The sequence below is a fragment of the Mycobacterium sp. NGS15 genome (assembly GCF_059813245.1).
Map to the genome: position 1 here is coordinate 663,704 of NZ_JCALEF010000001.1, position 19,338 is coordinate 683,041.

General features: G+C 63.7%; 20 protein-coding genes and 1 pseudogene. 16 read left to right on the forward strand and 5 right to left on the reverse strand.

All coding sequences use genetic code 11. The features are described from left to right. Positions 1–324: 324 nt before the first annotated feature. The 6 genes and pseudogenes from AC5Y5C_RS03130 to AC5Y5C_RS03155 form a co-directional block, all read left to right on the forward strand. Positions 325–1,147 (forward strand): annotated as a pseudogene (locus AC5Y5C_RS03130) (IniB N-terminal domain-containing protein); the annotation flags it as partial. A gap of 532 nt (positions 1,148–1,679) precedes the next feature. After that, a complete protein-coding gene (locus AC5Y5C_RS03135; protein WP_499968890.1) occupies positions 1,680–3,539 on the forward strand; it encodes a dynamin family protein in 1,860 nt (619 codons plus the stop codon). Then, complete coding sequence (locus AC5Y5C_RS03140; RefSeq protein ID WP_499968892.1) at positions 3,536–5,029, forward strand: dynamin family protein; 1,494 nt, start codon at positions 3,536–3,538, stop codon at positions 5,027–5,029. The genes AC5Y5C_RS03135 and AC5Y5C_RS03140 overlap by 4 nt, the downstream gene beginning before the upstream one ends. Positions 5,030–5,033: 4 nt before the next feature. Continuing rightward, on the forward strand, positions 5,034–5,690 hold the full coding sequence (locus AC5Y5C_RS03145; protein WP_499968894.1) for a hypothetical protein: 657 nt from the start codon (positions 5,034–5,036) through the stop codon (positions 5,688–5,690). Positions 5,691–5,709: 19 nt separating this feature from the next. Continuing rightward, complete coding sequence (locus tag AC5Y5C_RS03150; RefSeq protein ID WP_499968895.1) at positions 5,710–6,363, forward strand: hypothetical protein; 654 nt, start codon at positions 5,710–5,712, stop codon at positions 6,361–6,363. 77 nt (positions 6,364–6,440) lie between these two features. Next, positions 6,441–6,824 carry a hypothetical protein gene (locus AC5Y5C_RS03155; RefSeq protein ID WP_499968897.1) on the forward strand — a complete coding sequence of 128 codons (384 nt, stop codon included), beginning with the start codon at positions 6,441–6,443 and terminating at the stop codon, positions 6,822–6,824. Here the strand turns inward: AC5Y5C_RS03155 and AC5Y5C_RS03160 are convergent. The 3 genes from AC5Y5C_RS03160 to AC5Y5C_RS03170 are packed head-to-tail and all read right to left on the reverse strand — an operon-like array spanning position 6,818 to position 8,805. After that, a complete protein-coding gene (locus AC5Y5C_RS03160) occupies positions 6,818–7,294 on the reverse strand; it encodes a hypothetical protein (protein WP_499969340.1) in 477 nt (158 codons plus the stop codon). The two genes, AC5Y5C_RS03155 and AC5Y5C_RS03160, sit on opposite strands and share 7 nt — an antisense overlap. A gap of 58 nt (positions 7,295–7,352) precedes the next feature. Then, positions 7,353–7,844 carry a hypothetical protein gene (locus AC5Y5C_RS03165; protein WP_499968898.1) on the reverse strand — a complete coding sequence of 164 codons (492 nt, stop codon included), beginning with the start codon at positions 7,842–7,844 and terminating at the stop codon, positions 7,353–7,355. A 25-nt stretch (positions 7,845–7,869) separates the two neighbouring features. Further along, a complete protein-coding gene (locus AC5Y5C_RS03170; RefSeq protein WP_499968900.1) occupies positions 7,870–8,805 on the reverse strand; it encodes an LLM class F420-dependent oxidoreductase in 936 nt (311 codons plus the stop codon). Between the two features lie 141 nt (positions 8,806–8,946). Here AC5Y5C_RS03170 and AC5Y5C_RS03175 point away from each other — a divergent pair, with 141 nt between their 5' ends. Together AC5Y5C_RS03175 and AC5Y5C_RS03180 are read left to right on the forward strand one after the other, a co-directional pair. Next, on the forward strand, positions 8,947–9,438 hold the full coding sequence (locus AC5Y5C_RS03175; RefSeq protein WP_499969341.1) for a TlpA family protein disulfide reductase: 492 nt from the start codon (positions 8,947–8,949) through the stop codon (positions 9,436–9,438). A gap of 15 nt (positions 9,439–9,453) precedes the next feature. Continuing rightward, a complete protein-coding gene (locus AC5Y5C_RS03180) occupies positions 9,454–10,305 on the forward strand; it encodes a cytochrome c biogenesis CcdA family protein (protein ID WP_499968902.1) in 852 nt (283 codons plus the stop codon). A gap of 1 nt (position 10,306) precedes the next feature. On the opposite strand, the gene AC5Y5C_RS03185 is transcribed toward AC5Y5C_RS03180, so the two are convergent. After that, complete coding sequence (locus AC5Y5C_RS03185; RefSeq protein ID WP_499968904.1) at positions 10,307–11,023, reverse strand: oxygen-binding di-iron domain-containing protein; 717 nt, start codon at positions 11,021–11,023, stop codon at positions 10,307–10,309. A gap of 240 nt (positions 11,024–11,263) precedes the next feature. On the opposite strand from AC5Y5C_RS03185, the gene dnaK reads away from it, so the two are divergent. The 4 genes from dnaK to AC5Y5C_RS03205 are packed head-to-tail and all read left to right on the forward strand — an operon-like array spanning position 11,264 to position 15,512. Next, a complete protein-coding gene (dnaK, locus tag AC5Y5C_RS03190) occupies positions 11,264–13,132 on the forward strand; it encodes a molecular chaperone DnaK (protein ID WP_499968906.1) in 1,869 nt (622 codons plus the stop codon). Then, positions 13,129–13,893 carry a nucleotide exchange factor GrpE gene (gene grpE, locus AC5Y5C_RS03195; protein WP_499968907.1) on the forward strand — a complete coding sequence of 255 codons (765 nt, stop codon included), beginning with the start codon at positions 13,129–13,131 and terminating at the stop codon, positions 13,891–13,893. The genes dnaK and grpE overlap by 4 nt, the downstream gene beginning before the upstream one ends. Before the next feature lie 45 nt (positions 13,894–13,938). After that, on the forward strand, positions 13,939–15,123 hold the full coding sequence (gene dnaJ, locus AC5Y5C_RS03200) for a molecular chaperone DnaJ (RefSeq protein ID WP_499968909.1): 1,185 nt from the start codon (positions 13,939–13,941) through the stop codon (positions 15,121–15,123). Then, positions 15,120–15,512, forward strand: a complete 393-nt coding sequence (locus AC5Y5C_RS03205; protein WP_499968910.1) for a heat shock protein transcriptional repressor HspR — start codon at positions 15,120–15,122, stop codon at positions 15,510–15,512. Before dnaJ ends, AC5Y5C_RS03205 begins: the two co-directional genes overlap by 4 nt. Here AC5Y5C_RS03205 and AC5Y5C_RS03210 read toward each other — a convergent pair. Next, positions 15,509–16,663, reverse strand: coding sequence for an FAD-binding oxidoreductase (locus AC5Y5C_RS03210; RefSeq protein WP_499969343.1), 1,155 nt, complete (start codon positions 16,661–16,663; stop codon positions 15,509–15,511). The genes AC5Y5C_RS03205 and AC5Y5C_RS03210 overlap by 4 nt on opposite strands. A 203-nt stretch (positions 16,664–16,866) precedes the next feature. Between AC5Y5C_RS03210 and AC5Y5C_RS03215 the strand changes: the two genes are divergently transcribed. The 4 genes from AC5Y5C_RS03215 to AC5Y5C_RS03230 all read left to right on the forward strand — a co-directional run bounded on the left by AC5Y5C_RS03215 (position 16,867) and on the right by AC5Y5C_RS03230 (position 19,225). Continuing rightward, entirely contained in the window at positions 16,867–17,112 is a 246-nt protein-coding gene (locus AC5Y5C_RS03215) for a hypothetical protein (protein WP_499968912.1), read from the forward strand. Between the two features lie 72 nt (positions 17,113–17,184). Next, positions 17,185–17,694: an SRPBCC family protein gene (locus AC5Y5C_RS03220; protein ID WP_499968914.1), complete on the forward strand. Its 510-nt coding sequence runs from the start codon at positions 17,185–17,187 to the stop codon at positions 17,692–17,694. 37 nt (positions 17,695–17,731) lie between these two features. Continuing rightward, positions 17,732–18,268 (forward strand): SRPBCC family protein, encoded by a 537-nt coding sequence (locus AC5Y5C_RS03225; RefSeq protein WP_499968915.1) that lies wholly within the window; start codon positions 17,732–17,734, stop codon positions 18,266–18,268. 39 nt (positions 18,269–18,307) lie between these two features. Beyond that, complete coding sequence (locus AC5Y5C_RS03230; protein WP_499968917.1) at positions 18,308–19,225, forward strand: SRPBCC family protein; 918 nt, start codon at positions 18,308–18,310, stop codon at positions 19,223–19,225. Positions 19,226–19,338 lie beyond the last annotated feature (113 nt).

The following is a 19,338-nucleotide window of genomic DNA, read 5'->3' on the forward strand; positions in this document are numbered from 1 at the left end:
ACCTACTAACTCACTTAGTAATTATCTACTAGGAAAGATAGTAGCTACTTACTAAGTGAGTTAGTATTTGCGCCGTCTTTGCTGTTCAGGGCCTTAGGTCGCCCCGGTTTTCGGCAGTGACAAGTGGGCGATCGTGTGGAGATGAGCCAGTGCATCCTGCCCCTAGGCACCCCCTAATCCCCTAATGGGGATGGTTGCGGACCCCCGAGGGGGATCGGTGGAGAAGGGGAAGTTCTCCCGTTTTCAGGGCGCTTGCAGGTTCGTAGGTTTGTATTCAGTTCGACCGGACAGACCCGGTTGACTCCGATCCCCCAAGGAGACCCAATGTCCATCATCGACTTCATCCTCAACCTCTTCCGCGACCCGGTGCAGGCCGCAAGCTACGTCGCCGACCCGCAGACCTCTTTGGCCAACGCCGGGCTGTCGGCCGTCACCGCCGCCCAGGTGGGTGCGGTTATGCCGGTCGTCGCCGAGTCGGTGGCCTCCAACTACGGCTACCAGTCGCAGTGGGTCAACACCGGCAACCCGATGAACGACCTGTCGGGCAATCTGCAGAACTACTACGCCGCGCAGCCCGACGCACCGAGCATCTTGTCGCCGTCACTGCTGAGCCCCCGGGACAACTTCAGCCCCCGCAACAACGATTTCATGAGCCACAACGACACCGAGTTCGCGAGCCACAACCCGATCGCAAGCGGTAACCAGGTCATGAGCCCGAGCGGCAACGTGGACAGCTTCAACCGCGGTCCACTACTGGACCTGAACTTCGGCGATCTTCAGTTCGGTAACCGCGACACCAACGCCATCGGCGACGGTGCGGTAGCCGTGGGCGGAAGCAACTCCGGTCCCATCGCCTCCGGCAAGGGCTCCACCGCGGTCAACGGCGATGTGCGCGATAGCAACATCATCAACGCCGACCACGGCGGCAAGGTCAACGTGGACCAGAGCGACACCCGGGTCGGCGGCGACTACACCAACGTCAGCGGGCACGGCTCGGCCGGCATCGACAAGAGCGTGACCGTCGTCGACGATCACTCACAGCGCAACACCACCAACATCAACGATTCGTTCAACACCGATCGCTCGACCAACATCGGCTCGGGTAACACCACCCACACCGATATCGCCTCGCACAACCAGGTGAAGACACAGACGGATATCGGCTCGCACAACCAGACGAGCACCAGCACCAGCACCGATATCGCGTCGCACAACAAGGTGAACACCGATATCGCATCCAACAACCAGGCGCACACCGGCACCTCGTTGAGCAACTCGCACACCAACGCGATCAACGACTCGCTGAACACCTCGCACTCCGCATCCAGCGGTGCCGCGGTGAGTAACTCGCACAGCAGCGCCATCAACGACTCGCTGAGCAGCCCGCTCAATGCGTCGCACAGCTCCTCGATGAACGAGTCGTTCAACTCCTCGATGGGCTCGCACGGCGCGGCCGGTACCGGGTTCGAGGCCCAGGCACAGGCCCAGGGTCATGCGTCGGTCGCCGACCACACCGCCCTGCCGGGAACCGAGCACCACTAAGTTGTCCGGACTCCGTCCGGCTGTGATGCCCCGCACCACATCGGTGCGGGGCATCCGCGTGGATGCCGGATCGAACTGTGCCGGCCTGAAGAAATGGCACAGTAATGAGGAATTTGAGCGAGAAGGGTTAGGTAGCCGTGTCTGACACCGCACAGGATGGCCAACAGCAGCTTGCGCTGGTCAATGAGCTGCTTGGGCATGTGCGCAAGATCGCGGGCGAGAACGATCGGGGCGACCTGGTCGACCGCTTGGACCGGGTGGACCAACTTCTCCTGGACCGTCCGCTGCGCGTGGTAGTGGCCGGGCAACTCAAGCAGGGTAAGAGCCAACTGGTGAACTCGCTGCTCAACATGCCGGTCGCGCGTGTGGGTGATGACGAAACCACTTCGGTGACAACTGTTATCAGCTACGGCGAGCAGCCCTCGGCCGCCCTGGTGGTGGCCCCCGCCGAACAGTACGACGGCGGCGGGCTCGCCGGGGAGCCCGAGATCATTCCGATTCCGGTGGCCGATATCGGCAAAGACCTTAAGAGGGCACCGCAGGCCCAGGGCCGCGAGGTGCTGCGGGTGGAAGTCACTGTCGCCAGCCCGATGCTCAAAAGTGGTCTGTGTCTGGTGGATACGCCCGGGGTCGGCGGTTTCGGTCAGCCACACCTGTCGAGCACGCTCGGGCTGCTGCCTGACGCAGATGTCATGTTGATGGTCAGCGACCTCAGCTCCGAGTTCACCGAACCCGAACTGGTCTTCATTCAGCAGGCGCTCGACCTGTGCCCCGTCGCGGCGATCGTCAACACCAAGACTGATTTGTACCCACACTGGCGGGCGGTCGTGGCGGCCAACTCAGCGCATCTGCAGCGCGCCAAGGTCACCGTCCCGGCCATCGCGGTGTCGTCGGCGCTGCGCTCGCATGCATTGCAGCTCAACGACAAGGAGCTCAACGCGGAGTCGAACTTCCCCGCCTTGGTGACCTTCCTCAGCAATGCCATCGCGGACCAACAGGCGCACACGCGGCAGCAGGCAGTGGCCGAGATCGGTTCGGCGTCGGAGCATCTCACGCTCACCCTGGATGCCGAACTCAGCGCGTTGCAGGATCCGCAGAGCCGCGATGAGCTCACCTCGGATCTGGAACGGCGCAAGCGTGAAGCCGAGGAGGCGCTCGCCCACACCGCGTTGTGGCAGCAGGTTCTCGGCGATGGCATTTCCGACGTGTCGACCGATGTCGAGCATGATCTGCAATCACGATTCCGGCGCATCCTGCAGCGGACCGAAGAGGTGATCGACCACACCGACCCGACCAAGAATTGGGCCGAGGTCGGCGCTAAACTAGAAGAGGCCGTGGCCAACTCGGTGGGAAACAACTTTGTCTGGGCGCACCAGCGGGCGATGCACCTGGCTGCTCAGGTGGCCGAGACCTTCGCCAACGCCGGCATGGACTCGGTGAAAATGCCGCGCCTGCGGGCCAGTGAGATGGGCGCCGATCTGAGCGATCTGAAGTCGCTGTCGAAGCTGGAGGCCAAACCGATCAAATTGGGGCACAAGGCCATCACCGGACTACGTGGGTCCTACGGTGGCGTCATCATGTTTGGCATGCTGACCACCGTCGCCGGTCTCGGGATGTTCAACCTGATCTCGCTGGGCGCCGGTGCGATGCTGGGTAAGAAGACCTACACCGAGGACATGGAGAATCGGATGCTCCGCATCCGGGGAGAGGCCAAGACCAACGTCCGCCGTTTCCTCGACGACGTGTCCTTTGTGGTGCTCAAGGAATCGCGGGACCGGCTGCGGCTGGTTCAGCGCCAGCTTCGGGATCACTTCCGCGACATTGCTAATCAGACCACGCGTTCACTCAACGAGTCGCTGCAGGCCGCCATCGCGTCGGCACGGCTGGAAGCAGAGGATCGCGATTCGCGAACCCGCGAGGTGGAGCGTCAGTTGCATATCCTGCGCCAGGTCAACACCCATCTTGAAGGACTGGAAGGGTTGCGGCCGTCCACATGAGCAGCATCGATTTGGCTCGCGTCATCATCGGTGACGCGATGCGCGCGTACCAGGACGATCCGCGGTACATACGGGTCGCCGAGCCGCATGAGGAACTGAGGCGCATTGCCGGCAGGCTCGACGAGCCGATCCGGGTCGCCGTCGCGGGAACCCTCAATGCCGGCAAGTCCACCCTGGTCAATGCGCTTGTCGGAGAAGACATCGCGCCCACCGATGCCACCGAGGCCACTCGGATCGTGGCATGGTTTCGCCACGGCGCCGCCCCGCAGGTCACTGCCAATCTGTTCAGCGGCGCACGCCAGGACATTCCGATTCGGCGTGACGGGGGCCTTTCCTTCGTGCTTGACCGCCTGGACCCCGCCTCGGTATCCGACCTTGACGTCCATTGGCCCGCACCGGAATTGAATGAGATCACCCTCATCGACACTCCGGGAACGTCATCGCTGTCCACCGATGTCTCCGAACGCAGCCTGGCGCTGCTGGTGCCCGAGGACGGTGTGCCACGGGTGGACGCGGTGATATTTCTGCTGCGCAGCCTGAACGCTGCCGATATCGGTTTGCTGACCCAGATCGGCAAGCTCGTCGGCGGGGAGCGCGGGGGAGCCGTCGGGGTGGTTGGCGTGGTGTCGCGTGCCGACGAGATAGGGGTGGGCCGGCTCGATGCCATGCTGTCCGCGCGCGAGGTGGCCGCCCGGTTCGCCGGGGAGATGGAACGCACCGGGATCTGCCAGGCCGTCGTACCGGTCGCGGGCCTGCTGGCGCTAACCGCGCGCACCCTGCGGCAGGCGGAGTTCGTCGCGCTGCGGAAGCTGGCCGAAGTGGATCCGCAGGTGCTGGCCAAAGCCCTGCTGTCGGTGGACCGATTTGTGCGTGAAGATGATTCGCTGCCGGTCAATGCCCAGACCCGGGCGGCGCTGCTGCACCGATTTGGGATGTTCGGTATCCGGATCTCGGTGGCCGTCATCAGGGTCGGAGTTACCGATGCCACCGGGTTGGCGGAGGAACTCCTCGAACGCAGCGGTCTGGTGGAGCTGTACAACATCATCGCGAATCAGTTCGGTCAGCGCGCGGGCATTCTCAAATCGCACACCGCGTTGCTGTCGGCTCGCCAGGTGCTGACCGCTCATCCGGTCGAGGGTGGGCGGCGGGTCATCGACGATATCGATCCGCTGCTCGCCGACACCCACGCCTTCGACGAGCTGCGGCTGCTGGCGGAGCTCACCTCGCGAACCACCACGCTCACCGAGCACGAGACGATGCTCATTCGCAGGCTGTTGGGGGCCTCCGGCACGGATGCCGCTGCCCGATTGGGTCTGGACGAGAAGCGCCCAGACCCGCGGCGTGCCGCCATCGATGCGGTGGGACGCTGGCGGGCGCGGGCCGAGTATCCGCTCAACGACCCGTTTACCAGCCGCCTGTGTCTGGCCGCGGTCCGCAGTGCCGAAGGCATACTCACCCAGTTGTCTACGCACGAGCGCCCGGCATACTGAGCAGATGATGATGCGTCTGTTCGCCGCGACCGGGGTCCTCGCGGCCGGATTCAGCACAGCGACGGCAGCGGCCGAGCCCAGTCCCAATCCGGCCGGGCCCGCGTCCAAGCCCGTGCCCGCTAGTGTCTGGATCAGCCCCGGCGACATTCCCATGAACGGCGAATACCACTGGTCAGCGGCCAATCCGACCGCAACGGGCAGGGCCGCCTTCCTCAGCATGCGGCTCTGCGGCACCCCGTCCGCAGACGTGTTGCCGCCGGCGTCGGCCATCGCCACGCAAACCGCGTCGGGCACTGCGGCGTCCGTTGTCCAGGCAGCGGGGCAGTGGCCCGAAGGAAACATGGACGGGGCCTCGGCCTTCCAAAGCGGTATTCGGTCTCAGCTCAACTATTGCCCGGGGGTCGGTGACGTCATCAGTGTCGACTTGCGGCCTGCGCCTTCGTGGTACGGCTTTGCCGCGACCGTGCTTGTCGGCAAGGAGCGTGACAACCCCACGAGCGAGGTGCACATTTACAACGTGGTTCCGCCGGAGTCGGGCACCGTTTCGGAACTTGCGGTCACGGTGCCCCGCACCGGCCGCGAGCCCTCGCCGTGGAAGCCCGTCGATGATGCGACGGTCTTGCGTGCGCTTGCCCAGCCGTTGTGCAAGGGCTCCTGCTAGCGCGGGATTTCATGTGACGATGCGCGGGTGGCTGCGGGTAGTTTCGGCGATGGCCGTGATTGCCTGCGTGGGCACCGCGTCTCCGGCGGTGGCGGATCCGAAGCCTCTACCCGAGACCGTGTGGACCAACCCGCGGGACGTTCCCATGGACCGCGTCTCGCATTGGGCTCCCTTGTCGCGCAACGCAACCTCGGTTGACCGTCCCGCCTTCTGGTCGGCGAATCTTTGCTTCTCGCTAGGTGAGAGTCTGCCGCAATCGCCCGAATCGGCGTCGTCATCGGTCGGTTCCGACGAGTCGGGGTGGACGGCGGTGCAGGTGATCGCGCACTGGCCCGGCGACACCGCGATCACCGATCAGTATGCATCGACCGTCTATCGGTCCCTGCGTGCCAGGCTGGATCATTGCTTCAACGCCGTCGGCGCTCAGGTCGCGGTGGCCGACCTGTCCAATGGGCACGCGGCCACGGTGACACTGCCGGCGCAGGGCGGTAAGCAACCTCAGTACCGCCTATACGTGGTGCAGCCGCCGGGCACCGGGACGGTGGCCGAACTGACCGTGACAAACGCCATGACCAGCGCCGTCGGTTTGCCGTGGGTAGACGCCGACGACCAGCAGGTTTTGCGCAGCGTGGCGGCACCGATCTGTCGGACTGCCAAGAGCAGCGCCTGCTGAAATTCGCGTCCACTTTTTGTCGCTTCGAATACCGAATCACCATCAACGCGTGCCCTTGACGGCGTAGCGTCCGGGGTATGCACGGACGCGGAATCCTTTCAGGCGTATGCGGTATCGCGACGATCATTGCGATGGCGGTGTTGTTGACACCGGTGTCGATTCAGGTCGATACGGGCGGCGCAACGCAGTCGGTGACGTGCGGTATGCCTGTCGGGCCACGACTTTCACGGACCGCGGAGCTGGACAAGATCAGTTCCGCGGCGAACCAGGCGACGAACTACCACGACCAGTGCGCGGCCAAGCTCGATACGCGGCGTATCTGGGCTATCCCGATCGGTGTGCTGTCATTCGTGATTGCGCTGTGCGCGGCGGGTCATCTGTGGAAAGAGAGCTCGCCCAGCAGCTCCGGGCAGACACATCGTGGACTGTCTGGTCCGCCCGGGATGCGGATGGCTCACTGACCCCCAACGGGCACTTGAACGTTGCCGCCGCCCGGAATCGGGATGACTACTGATCGCCCGGTGGTGGTTGTCGGCTGTGTCGTCGTGGTCGTCGGTTGAGTCGTGGTGGTGGTCGGCTCGGTGGTCGTTGTCGTCGTGGTCGGCTCGGTCGTCGTAGTGTCCTGGCTGGTGGGCGACTCCGAAACCGTGTGAGTCTCGGTCACCGTCGAACTACCGCCGGAGTTGTTTCCGCCCTGACCGCCGTGACCCTCATGACCGCCGCCGGAACCCGCAGGTGTTGAGCTTGTGGTTGACGTGACGGATGATGTGCTGCCAGCGGGAGCCGGCTTGTCGCTACTGGTGATCACCAGCGCGGCAATCACGGCGACGACGGCCACGCCCGCGCCCGCCAGCGCGATGAGCACCGCCGGCTGTTTGTACCAAGGATTGGGCTGGTCGGGCCCCTGGTCGTGGTACTGCTCGTTGTACATCGTGGGGTCTTCTGGCGGCTCCGGGTAAGACATGGTGCGGAGCGTAACCCAACTTTCTTTAAAGCCCGGGGATTTGCGGGATGGGAGGAATCGGAGGGATTGGAGGTATGGGTGGGATCGGCGGAATGGCCGGCGGCGACGGAATTGAGGGTGCCTCATACCGATACGTCGGCGACTCTGTGGCCGGCTGGGTCTCGTAGTACGTGGGCTCAGACCTCTGTGTCGGCGTCGCCGGCTCCGTCGACGGTTCGGCCGTGGTGGGGGCGGTCGTCGAGGGTCCGGAGGATGGTTCGGTTGTGGTGGTGCTCGGGGTCGGCGGTGTCGGTGTCGATGTCAATGGTGTGTTGTCGTTGACCACACGCTTGTCCGTGGACAGCACGATCGTCATGAGCACAGCGGCGATGGCGATGATCGCGGCGATGGTGCCCACGATTGCCGGCCCGGTTCGGTACCAGGGCCGAGATCTTTCGGGCTTCTCGCTGTCTTCGATCAACCCCGAGAAGTAGCTCTCGTCATCCTCGGGAGCGTTCGGTGTCTCGTGCTCACTCATCAGTTCCGGAGCCTAACTCAGAAAGTCAGCCGAATTGTGGGATCACCGTCGAGGCGAAGAACTCCAGGTGATCCAGATCCCGTATATCCAGCAGCTGCACGTAAACCCGCTGGACACCGGCGGCGACGTAGACGCTCAGCTTGTCCACCACGGCGTCGGGAGTGCCCGCGAGCGGGCTGTTCTCGGTGATTTCGCCGACCTCGCGGCCGGCATTCGCCGCGCGACGGGCGATATCGGTGTCCGTGTCGCCGATGCAGACAGCGAAGGCCGCCGAGTAGATCATCGAATCCGCTGGCCGTCCAGCGGCTTCCACCGCCTGCGCCACGCGTGCGTACCGATCGGTGATGATGTCGACAGACTGAAATGGCAGGTTGAACTCGGCGGCGAATCGAGCGGCGAGAGCCGGAGTCCGTTTGACTCCGAGACCGCCGATGACGATCGGTGGATGCGGCTCCTGCACCGGCTTGGGCAGTGCGGGGGAGTCGGTCACCGTGTAGTGCTTGCCCGCATAGGAGTAGGTATCGCCGGTGGGTGTGGTCCACAGTCCGGTGAGGATGTCGAGCTGTTCTTCGAGGCGGTCAAACCGTTCACCCAACGGTGGGAAGGGAATCGCGTACGCCTCGTGCTCCTCGCTGAACCATCCCGCGCCGAGACCGAAATCAACTCTGCCGCTGCTCATCTCGTCGACCTGGGCGACGGTGATGGCGAGCGGTCCCGGATGCCGGAAGGTGGCCGACGTGACCAGGGTGCCCAGCCGGATGGTAGTGGTCTCCCGGGCGATGGCCCCCAACGTCACCCATGCGTCGGTGGGCCCGGGCAGCCCGTCGGCGCCGCCCATCGCCAGGTAATGATCGGACCGGAAGAACGCGGTGAACCCCAGCTCCTCGGCGGCCTGCGCCACGCGCAGCTGATCGGAGTAGGTGGCGCCTTGCTGCGGTTCAACGAATACCCGGAAGTCCATGACCGCCAGCGTACGTAAGGCGCCATACCCGGGCACCGGCGACTTGCGCGGATCGCTACGGTGAGTGGACACAGATCTGCGTGAGTTGACGAGTATGCGGGGAAACGAGGGAAAGTGATATCACGCGTTGCGGTTTCGGCCATAGCGGTATTGGCTCTGGCTCTGGGTGTGGGACTGACCGGTTGTTCCGGAGCCGAGGAGAACGACACGTCACCCCGTAGCTCGTCGGTCCAGTCCTCGCGATTGCTGAACTTCACCGCGAAGACCATCGATGGGGCCGACTTCGCGGGCAGCAACCTGGCCGGAAAGAAGGCGGTGCTGTGGTTCTGGGCGCCATGGTGCCCGACCTGCCAGAAGGAAGCTCCCGATCTGCAGAAGGCGGCCACCGCGCACCCGGATGTCACCTTTGTGGGTGTGGCTGCGCAAGACCAGGTGTCTGCGATGCGCGACTTCGTCACCAAATATGACCTCACCTTTGTTCAGCTGGCCGACACCGACGCCAAGGTGTGGGCGCTGTATGACGTCACGCACCAGCCGGCCTTCGCGTTCCTGGGAGCTGACGGTCAGGCCGAGGTGGTCAAGAGCCCGCTTTCGGGTACAGAGCTGGACAAGAAGATCGCACAGCTGCACTGAGGCTGCGGTACTGACGTGATTGACACCGCAGCACTCACTTTCGCGTTGGGCGCGGGCCTGGTGGCCGCGCTGAACCCGTGCGGCTTCGCGTTTCTCCCGGGCTATCTCGGGCTGGTGATCGCCGGTAGCGATGGCACGACGTCGAGGCTGACTGCGATCGCCCGCGCGGCCACCGCGACCGTGGCGATGGCCGCCGGGTTCCTGACGGTGTTTGGGATTTTTGGGCTTGTCATCTCTCCGGTGGTCGCGTCGGCCGGTCGATATATGCCCTTCGCGACCGTGGCAATCGGTGTTGCGCTTGTGGCGCTGTCGATCTGGCTGCTATCCGGGCGTGAGCTCACTGTCGTGCTGCCCAGGGTTTCCGGTGGGGTGCCGACCGCCTCGCTGCTTTCGATGTACGGATATGGGCTCACCTACGCGGTGGCGTCGCTGTCCTGCACTGTCGGGCCGTTCCTGGCGGTTATCAGCACCACCTTTAAGCAGGGGTCCATCGTCTCGGGGGTGCTGGCCTTCGTCGCCTACGGCGCGGGTATGGCGGTGACCGTTGGTGTGGCGGCATTAGCCGTTGCGCTGGTGGGAAACTCGGTACAGACCACGATGCGGAAGGTCCTGCCCTATGTGGGGCGCATCGCCGGGGTGATCGTGCTGCTGACCGGGCTGTACGTGACCTATTACGGCTACTACGAAATCCGGCTGAACTTCGGTGACGGGAATGCCGACGATCCGGTGGTCAATGCGGCGAGCGAGGTGCAGACCTGGCTCGTGAGCCTCGTCGACGACACCGGGGTATGGCCGTTGCTGGGTGGCATCGTGCTGATTGTGGTTGTCGCGGCGGCGAGTTCGTATGCGGTCCGGAGAGGGCGCTGAGCTACCCACGCTCCGCGAGTTCGGCATATCCGCCCCGCAATGCGCGCAGCTGCGCGGCTCCGTCACCCGCGTACGACGATCCGTGCATGATGGCGAGCGTGGTCGGCCCCAGGGCGGCGAGCTGATCGAGCGTCGGCGTCAACGTGGTGGTGAGGCCGGTCGCGTGGAAGAGTCCCTCGGCCGCTAAGGCCGGCGCCACGCAATCGGATTCGGTGAGCGCCGGGCACTGCCCGGTGTGGGTGAACAGGTCTCCGGAGAAGAGCGTCGCGGTGGTTTCATCGAACCAGAGCCCGGCCTCCCAATTGTGGGGAATATGCGGAGTGGCAACAAACTTCAGACGGTGTCCGCCGATGTCATGGGCTTCCTGACCCACAGCGACGGGTGCCCGGTCGCACATGTCGTTGAGCGAAAGCATGCACGCCAACGGGCTGTGAATGACTTCGGCATGCGGGGCGGCGCCGAGGAACTGGTTTGTCGAGCCGCATTCGTCTGCCTCGACATGGCCGAACGAGATCCACCGCAGTGACTCCAGGGGGATGACGCGTGACACGGCCTGGGAAACATGTGGGTATAGGAATTTCTGGCCGGTGTGAAAGAGGAACGGCTGGTCGCCGGTGAGCAGGAACTGGTTGAAGGTAAAACCATGCTCGGTGATATCCGGGATCCATGTTGAGAACCGGAAGATGCCATCCGCGATTTCGTCGATGGCGGTGTCCATGGCCTTAGTCTGCGCTCGCGCATGCCGCGGAGCCAGCGAATTGGCGATGGAGGAGTGACCAAAACCCCTGCATGGACGGGGTTGGACTGCTCGGGAACAAACATCGACGGTGGGCCGTTGAGCTGTATGTTGAACTTGAGTCGTATAGGCTCAACTATGGCTTGACGAAAAGATCTGAACAAGGCAAACTTGAGTGGATCTCACTGAAGGCAATGAGGTAACCAACAGGAGGAATGAACTATGGCTCGTGCGGTCGGAATCGACCTCGGGACCACCAACTCCGTTGTCGCCGTCCTCGAAGGCGGCGACCCGGTAGTTGTCGCGAACTCGGAAGGCTCTCGCACCACCCCATCCGTCGTTGCGTTCGCACGCAATGGCGAGGTGCTGGTCGGGCAGCCTGCCAAGAACCAGGCGGTGACCAACGTCGACCGGACGATCCGCTCGGTCAAGCGGCATATGGGCACCGATTGGTCCGTTGAAATCGACGGAAAGAACTACACCCCCCAGGAAATCAGCGCCCGTACGCTGCAGAAGCTGAAGCGCGACGCCGAGGCATATCTGGGTGAGGACATCGAGGATGCCGTCATCACCGTGCCGGCGTACTTCAATGACGCTCAGCGTCAGGCGACCAAAGAGGCCGGCCAGATCGCCGGCCTGAACGTACTGCGCATCGTCAATGAGCCGACTGCGGCCGCTCTGGCCTACGGCCTGGACAAGGGCGAGAAGGAACAGACCATCCTGGTCTTCGATCTCGGTGGTGGCACCTTCGATGTGTCGCTGCTGGAAATCGGCGATGGCGTCGTCGAGGTCCGGGCGACCTCCGGTGACAACCACCTCGGTGGTGACGACTGGGACGAGCGCATCGTTACCTGGCTCGTCGACAAGTTCAAGGCCAGCGCCGGTATCGACCTGACCAAGGACAAGATGGCAATGCAGCGTCTGCGTGAGGCTGCTGAGAAGGCCAAGATCGAGCTGAGCTCGGGTCAGTCCACCTCGATCAACCTGCCGTACATCACGGTGGACGCGGACAAGAATCCGTTGTTCCTCGACGAGCAGCTGACGCGTGCCGAGTTCCAGAAGATCACTCAGGATCTGCTGGACCGCACCCGCAAGCCGTTCCAGTCGGTTATCAAGGACGCCGGTGTTTCCGTGGCCGATATCGACCACGTGGTGCTGGTGGGTGGTTCTACCCGCATGCCAGCGGTCACCGATCTGGTCAAGGAATTGACCGGCGGCAAGGAGCCCAACAAGGGTGTCAACCCCGATGAGGTTGTCGCCGTGGGTGCCGCGCTGCAGGCCGGTGTGCTCAAGGGCGAGGTGAAAGACGTTCTCCTGCTTGACGTCACCCCGCTGTCCCTCGGTATCGAGACCAAGGGTGGCGTGATGACCAAGCTCATCGAGCGCAACACCACCATCCCCACCAAACGGTCCGAGACCTTCACCACGGCGGACGACAACCAGCCGTCGGTGCAGATCCAGGTGTACCAGGGTGAGCGCGAAATCGCTTCGCACAACAAGCTCCTGGGCTCCTTCGAGCTGACCGGTATCCCGCCGGCCCCGCGCGGTGTGCCGCAGATCGAGGTCACCTTCGACATCGACGCCAACGGCATCGTGCACGTGACCGCGAAGGACAAGGGCACCGGCAAGGAGAACACGATCAAGATCCAGGAGGGCTCCGGCCTCTCCAAGGAGGAGATCGACCGGATGATCAAGGACGCCGAGGCGCACGCCGACGAGGACAAGAAGCGTCGCGAAGAGGCGGACGTCCGCAACCAGGCCGAGTCACTGGTCTACCAGACGGAGAAGTTCGTCAAGGAGCAGCGTGAGCCCGCCGAAGGCGCCGAGAAGGTCGTCTCCGACGAGACCCTCGCCAAGGTCGACGACGCCATCGCCGACGCCAAGAAGGCACTGGAAGGCACCGATATCGGTGCCATCAAGGAGGCCATGGAGAAGCTCGGCGAGCAGTCACAGGCGCTGGGGCAGGCTATTTACGAGGCCGCGGCCGCAAAGGCTCAGGCCGAGGGTGCGGGTGCTGAAGGTGGCGCCGGCGCTGCCGATAGTGATGTCGTGGATGCCGAGGTCGTCGACGAGGAGAAGGACAGCAAGTGACCCCGTCAGGTGGGCAAGATCGGGATGAAGAACGCGAACCGGTGACCGTTACCGACAAGCGCCGGATCGATCCCAACACCGGCGCGGTTCGCGAAGAGGCAAAGGCGGCCGGAGCCGCGGGGTCGGCGACATCCAACCCCGAAAAGCAGGCTGCTGCAGCGGAACCGGGCGCTTCGGCACCCGGAGCCGCGGGGTCGGCGACGTCCGGCCCTGCGGCCGCGGCCTCCGAGGGCGAATCGAGTGTGGACGCCAAGGTGGCCGAACTGACGGCCGACCTGCAGCGTGCGCACGCCGACTTCGCCAACTACCGCAAGCGGGTGGAACGGGACCGGCAGGCCGTCATCGATTCGGCCAAGGCATCCGTCGTCACGCAACTGCTCGGCGTGCTCGACGACCTCGACCGCGCGCGCGAGCACGGCGATCTGGAATCGGGTCCGCTGCGCAGTGTTTCGGACAAGCTGACCGCAGCTTTCGAAGGCCTGGGGTTGGTGACGTTCGGTGCCGAGGGCGACGACTTCGATCCCTCGCTGCACGAGGCGGTTCAGCACGACGGCCAGGATGGCCACCCCGTGCTGGCCGCGGTGCTGCGCAAGGGCTACCGGATGGGCGATCGGGTGCTCCGGACCGCGATGGTCGTGGTGACCGACGGCAGTCCGAATGATCAGGCCGGGCCGGAAAGTGGCGACACGGCGCAGGATCAGCCCGAAACGGGATCCGGATTAGGGGATACCGAAACGCAATCCAAGACAGAATCAGAGTAAGAACTGCACAGCACGACCCGATGGACGCGAAGGAGGTGATGTCGGGTGACGCAACGTGAATGGGTAGAGAAGGACTTCTACAAGGAGCTCGGCATCTCCTCTACCGCGACCCAAGACGAGATCAAGAAGGCCGCACGCAAGTTGCTGGCCGAGAATCACCCGGACCGGAACCCTGGCAACCAGGCCGCCGAGGATCGGTACAAGGCCGTCAGCGAGGCCAAGGACGTGCTGTCGGATACGGCCAAGCGCAAGGAGTACGACGAGACCCGTCGGCTCTTCGCCGGTGGCGGGTTCGGACGGCGATTTGGCGACAACGGATTTGGCGGTGGCGGCGGATTCGGCGGTGGCAGTAACAGTGCCGAGTTCAACCTGAACGACCTCTTCGGCAACGCCGACACCTCCGGTGGCGGCGGAATCGGCGACCTGTTCGGCGGTCTCTTCGGGCAGCGCGCGCAGCCGCGCGCCAGCCGCCCGCGCCGCGGAAACGATCTGGAGACCGAAACCCAGCTGGACTTCGTCGAAGCGTGCAAGGGCGTATCGGTTCCGCTGCGTCTCACCAGTCCGGCGCCATGCACCACCTGCCACGGCAGCGGTGCTCGCCCCGGTACCAGCCCGAAGGTCTGCGGCGCGTGTAACGGCAGCGGCGTCATCAATCGAAACCAGGGTGCCTTCGGGTTCTCCGAACCATGCGCGGATTGCCGCGGTACGGGCTCGATCATCGAGAACCCCTGCACGGACTGCCAGGGCACCGGGGTAACCACCCGAACCCGCACCATCACCGTGCGGATTCCTCCGGGAGTCGACGACGGACAGCGTATCCGGCTGGCAGGCCAGGGCGAGGCCGGTCTGCGTGGCGCTCCTTCCGGCGACCTGTATGTCACCGTGCATGTGCGGCCTGACAAGGTTTTCACCCGCGACGGGGATGATCTGACCCTCACGGTTCCGGTGAGTTTCACCGAATTGGCTTTGGGTGCAACAGTTTCCGTTCCGACATTGGAGGGCCGTGTCGGAGTGAAGGTGCCTGCGGGTACCTCCGACGGGCGCATACTGCGGGTACGTGGCCGCGGTATTCCGAAGCGTGCGGGCGGTAACGGTGATCTGCTGGTCACCGTTAAGGTCGCGGTGCCGTCGAAGCTGGAAGACAGTGCCCTGGAGGCATTGCAGCGCTACCAGGTAGCCGAGAAAGCGAGCGGATTCGATCCGCGGGCCGGCTGGGCGGGTGCGCGATGACGCCCCGCCGCCAGCCCGAGCGGGGCGCCCGCACCTTCCTGATCTCCGTGGCTGCCGAGCTCGCCGGAATGCATGCGCAGACCCTGCGCACCTACGACCGGCTTGGGCTGGTAAGCCCCGAACGCACGAGTGGCGGAGGGCGGCGCTACTCGCAGCGTGATGTGGATCTGCTGCGCGAAGTGCAGCGACTGTCCCAGGACGAGGGCGTCAACCTTGCTGGTATCAAGCGGGTTATCGAACTGACCAACCAAGTAGAGGCGCTACAGGCTAAGGTCTCCGAGCTGGCGGCCGAGGTGGCCCAGCTGCGCGCGGCGACAGCAGGCCGCGAGGTCGCGATCATTCCCAAGAGCACCGCCGTCGTCGTCTGGCAGCCGCGTCAGCAACGCTAGATCGGGTCGTGTTGAATTCTGGAGGCATCAGCCCCTTTTGAGACCAGTGCCTCCTTGGTGGCCTGGATCATCGACGCCGAGCCGCCGAGCAGAATCTGGCGATCACCCCAACCGCCGTATGTGGTCACCACCTCGGAGAGCAGTCCGGTCTGACGGACATGGAGGCCGCGGGGCGGCGTCGGATCGTGGTATTCGTTGGCCCAGTCCGGATTTCGTGGGTACTCGGTGACCGGCGTGACCGACAGCCATGGATTCATCGAGGCGATGTGCCACAGCGTCCACAGGTCATAGAGTTCCTGTGGATAGCGTGCGCCGTAAAACAGGTGGACCCTTGGATTCTCGGCCCATTGAGACAGCTCCATGATGAGGCACCGCAGCGGCGCGATACCGGTGCTTCCTGCCACCATGAGTATGTCTCCACCGTCGCGGTTCACTGATAGCGCGCCGAGTGGCGGCGAAATCCGCCAGGTGTCACCCACCTTGGTCTTGTTGACCATATCGCCGCTGACAAGTCCGCCGGGTACCGCCTTGACGTGAAATTCGATGTAGCCCTGGGGGTCCGGTGGAATCGCCAAGCTGAGATAGCGCCAGTTCCGGGGGCTCTGCGGCACCTGGACATGAACGTACTGCCCGCAGTGGTAGTTCATGGGTGCGTTGAGCTTCAGCCGGATCAAGGCAAGATCTCTTGAGGTTCGGTGGTATTCGATGACCTTCCCGTCCCACCAGGGCTGGCCGCTGTCCGAGGCTGCGGCGCTGCGCATCACCTCGATCATCACCGTGTAGACCTCGGTGGCGGTGGCTTCCATCCGCGGGTCCCAAATCGGCTGCAGCACCTCGCGCGTGGTGTCGAGCAGGGCCTGACGCATGGTGCCGTACTGGCTGTCGGTGGCCCCGAACTTCCGATGATCGCGACCTAACTGGGCCAGGAAGTTGACCAGGCCTTCAGTGCGGTACGCCGCCATCTCCCAGAGCACGAACTGTAATGCCTGACGGAAATGCTCGCGTTGCGATGACATGTCGGCGGGGAAAAGATCGCCGACGGTGGGGTCTATGGCGAACCAGCGGCTATAGAAGCTTCTGACAAGTTTGTCCCCCGATAGCTCGACCCCGCCGACCAAGTCGTGCAACGCTTCGACGTCCTCAAGCCCCACGAGCTTCCGTTGCCTCACCTTTCCGGGGTCCTGCCTACCGAGACGCCAGTCTAGGAGGGAAGTTCCCGGCCCGTCTGGGACTGCGTGAGGCCAGATTGAAAAGGAGGCAGTGCCGCGGCAACGCATCCGTGTGCTGGGAGATCCGTTTGTGCAAGCTTTAGCGACTACAGGAGCGGTGGGCTGCGGATTCTTAGTATTTGCTGGTGGCTATCTGTGCGGGTGTATGGGGAATCACGAAATTCGTGTCGGCACCTCACGTGGCGCTAGCCCGAGGTGCGGACGCGATTCGCGCTGGCGGCCACATCGATGGTGGGACCGCGCTTTCGCGATACGCGCTCACGATCGATCCGCTGATTGTGCTCATCAGGGAGCAGATGGTCGCCATACTGGCTCCGACCGTCGGTCGGTACCTCACGGCCGATGCTTCCGAATTAGGTTTGCTTAGCTAATCGATTCAATTGCGGCGGTCGTCAGTTTCGCGGAGTACAAAAGGTGTCACCATCGACAATGGAGGGTGTGTTGTGGGCGAGTTGCACGATCCGGCGGATGTCGTCGCCGATTTCTTCTACCCGCACTCTCCCGAACGCGTGTGGAATGTTTTGGTCGATCCCGATGTCATGGGGGACTGGTTCGTCGAGCAGGCCGGGTTCCGTCCGGCGGCGGGTACGCGGTACCGGCTCATGGATCTTCCGGTGCCGATTGCCAACTATTCCGGAAACATCGCCTGCGAAGTCTTGGTGGCTACGCCAAATGAAATGCTGGCGATTTCCTGGTGGGATACGAAACTTCCCGCCCCAGTGGCCTGGCGAACCGCGTGGACACTGTGTGCGGTGCCGAACGGAACCAGGGTGCTCTTGAGCCGGCCGACATTCAGCAGCGATGACCCTGCTGTACGGCGAATGGCGGTCCTCTCCGATCGATTCTGGCCGACCGCGATGACCAAGTTGGGGCGTCTCATCGATCGTGCAGCGACTAGACCCACTGATGAGGGCACCATGGAGCACTCATCTGGGCCGAGTTTGCCTGGCTAACAGATGAGAACACGGCGGTGACCCAGATTGATGGGGTATGAAAGGTAACCCCATCAATCTGGAGAGTGCTGTGCCCGACGACGCGAACGACACCGCCACCATCATTCTGGACCAGTTCTATCCGCATCCGGCCGCGCAAGTGTGGAGTGTGATGGTGTGTCCTGAGGCCATGGAGGAATGGCTGATGGACCCGATTGGATTTCGGCCGCAGGTGGGAACCCGTTTCCGCTTCGATGCTTTTCCCTTGCCCATGGCCGGCTTCTCCGGCGCGCTATCCTGCGAGGTGCTCGCGGCTACCCCGAACAGGGTGCTGTCGATCTGCTGGTGGGATATGAAGTCCTCGAAGCAGACGGTGTGGACGGTGACATGGACACTGCACGAGGTTCCCGGCGGCACCATGGTCACGCTGCGTCACGAGGGCTTCGATCCGGGCGATTCCGCGTCGCGTATGTATCGGGCGATTTCCGAGCGCGGCTGGCCCGGGATGATGGGCAAGCTCGGGCGATGTATCGCCAGTGCATCCTCCGGGCAGGACCGGCCTCCATACCGTCTGGTCACTGATGTATCCGCCTGATTGCCCACACGCCCTACGTATCTGCGGTATTCCAGGGGTATGACCGCGTCGCGGGACGACCTGACATCGGTGACCATCGGGCAGTTCTTCTCCTATCCGGCCGAGCAGCTGTGGAGCGCCATCACGTCGGCCGCCTCGATTTCCGACTGGACCGCCGAGGTCGACAAGGACTCCGTGGCGACCGGCAAGTCCTTCTCATTCAGTACCTTCCCGATGCCGGAGGTGAACTTCGGAGGCCGCGGGGAATGCGAGTTCATCGACGTCGTGCCCGGCGAGCGGATGGTCTACCGATTCACCACACCAGAGGACTCCTGGGATTTGCGGGTCACTTGGACGCTCCATCCCGAGCCGGGAGGTACGCGACTGCTGGTTGTGCACAACGGATTTGACCTCGCCAATCCAGCCCATGCGCGGCTCCGCGTTCTCGTTCGGGATATCTGGGCATTGGTCATGTCGCGCATCGAAGAGCTGTTGAGTGCTCCGGAGTCGGGGGGCGATCCCCCGCCCGATGACGCGACGGCATTCAGCCTCGGCGAGTTCTACGGCTACTCGCCGCGAACTGTATGGCAGGTCATCACCTCGAAGGAGTGCGTTGGCGACCTGGTGAACGACCACAATTTGGCGTCGGTGGAAGCCGGTGCCCGGCTGTCCATCACCACCTATCCGATTCCGCTTCTCGGATTCGGAGGGAGAGTCGATATGGAGTTTTTGGAGGTGCGCGAGCCAGAGTTCATCGTGTCTACCTTCGAGATTCCGATCATGGGTGGGCTCACCGTTCTGCGCATGACATGGCGACTCATTCCCCGGATCGGCGGCACCCAGCTGTGGCTGACGCTGAGCGGATTTGACCCGCGGTCCCCACTCAATCGCCAGCTCCGGTCGGTTCTGCGCGGTGGGGCCCTTCCGGTGTTGTCGCGAGTCGGCGAGCTGCTCGAGGGGCGCGGCCACCGTGTGTGATTCCGGGATTTAGTTCAGAGCGCCCGTAGGTGTGATGAGCTAGACGCGGCCCGCGAAAATTCTCAAAGTTGAGCGGAACAGACTCAAGGTTTGCGACGTTGGAACTACTGACA

Excerpts from the sequence above, each read along its gene's own strand:
- AC5Y5C_RS03145 (WP_499968894.1), top strand. The coding sequence starts at position 5,034 with ATGATGATGCGTCTGTTCGCCGCGACCGGGGTCCTCGCGGCCGGATTC.
- dnaK (WP_499968906.1), top strand. The coding sequence starts at position 11,264 with ATGGCTCGTGCGGTCGGAATCGACCTCGGGACCACCAACTCCGTTGTC.
- AC5Y5C_RS03230 (WP_499968917.1), top strand. The coding sequence starts at position 18,308 with ATGACCGCGTCGCGGGACGACCTGACATCGGTGACCATCGGGCAGTTC.
- AC5Y5C_RS03205 (WP_499968910.1), top strand. The coding sequence starts at position 15,120 with ATGACGCCCCGCCGCCAGCCCGAGCGGGGCGCCCGCACCTTCCTGATC.
- AC5Y5C_RS03225 (WP_499968915.1), top strand. The coding sequence starts at position 17,732 with ATGAAAGGTAACCCCATCAATCTGGAGAGTGCTGTGCCCGACGACGCG.
- AC5Y5C_RS03150 (WP_499968895.1), top strand. The coding sequence starts at position 5,710 with ATGCGCGGGTGGCTGCGGGTAGTTTCGGCGATGGCCGTGATTGCCTGC.
- AC5Y5C_RS03140 (WP_499968892.1), top strand. The coding sequence starts at position 3,536 with ATGAGCAGCATCGATTTGGCTCGCGTCATCATCGGTGACGCGATGCGC.
- AC5Y5C_RS03155 (WP_499968897.1), top strand. The coding sequence starts at position 6,441 with ATGCACGGACGCGGAATCCTTTCAGGCGTATGCGGTATCGCGACGATC.
- AC5Y5C_RS03160 (WP_499969340.1), bottom strand. The coding sequence starts at position 7,294 with ATGTACAACGAGCAGTACCACGACCAGGGGCCCGACCAGCCCAATCCT.
- AC5Y5C_RS03185 (WP_499968904.1), bottom strand. The coding sequence starts at position 11,023 with ATGGACACCGCCATCGACGAAATCGCGGATGGCATCTTCCGGTTCTCA.
- AC5Y5C_RS03170 (WP_499968900.1), bottom strand. The coding sequence starts at position 8,805 with ATGGACTTCCGGGTATTCGTTGAACCGCAGCAAGGCGCCACCTACTCC.
- AC5Y5C_RS03165 (WP_499968898.1), bottom strand. The coding sequence starts at position 7,844 with ATGAGTGAGCACGAGACACCGAACGCTCCCGAGGATGACGAGAGCTAC.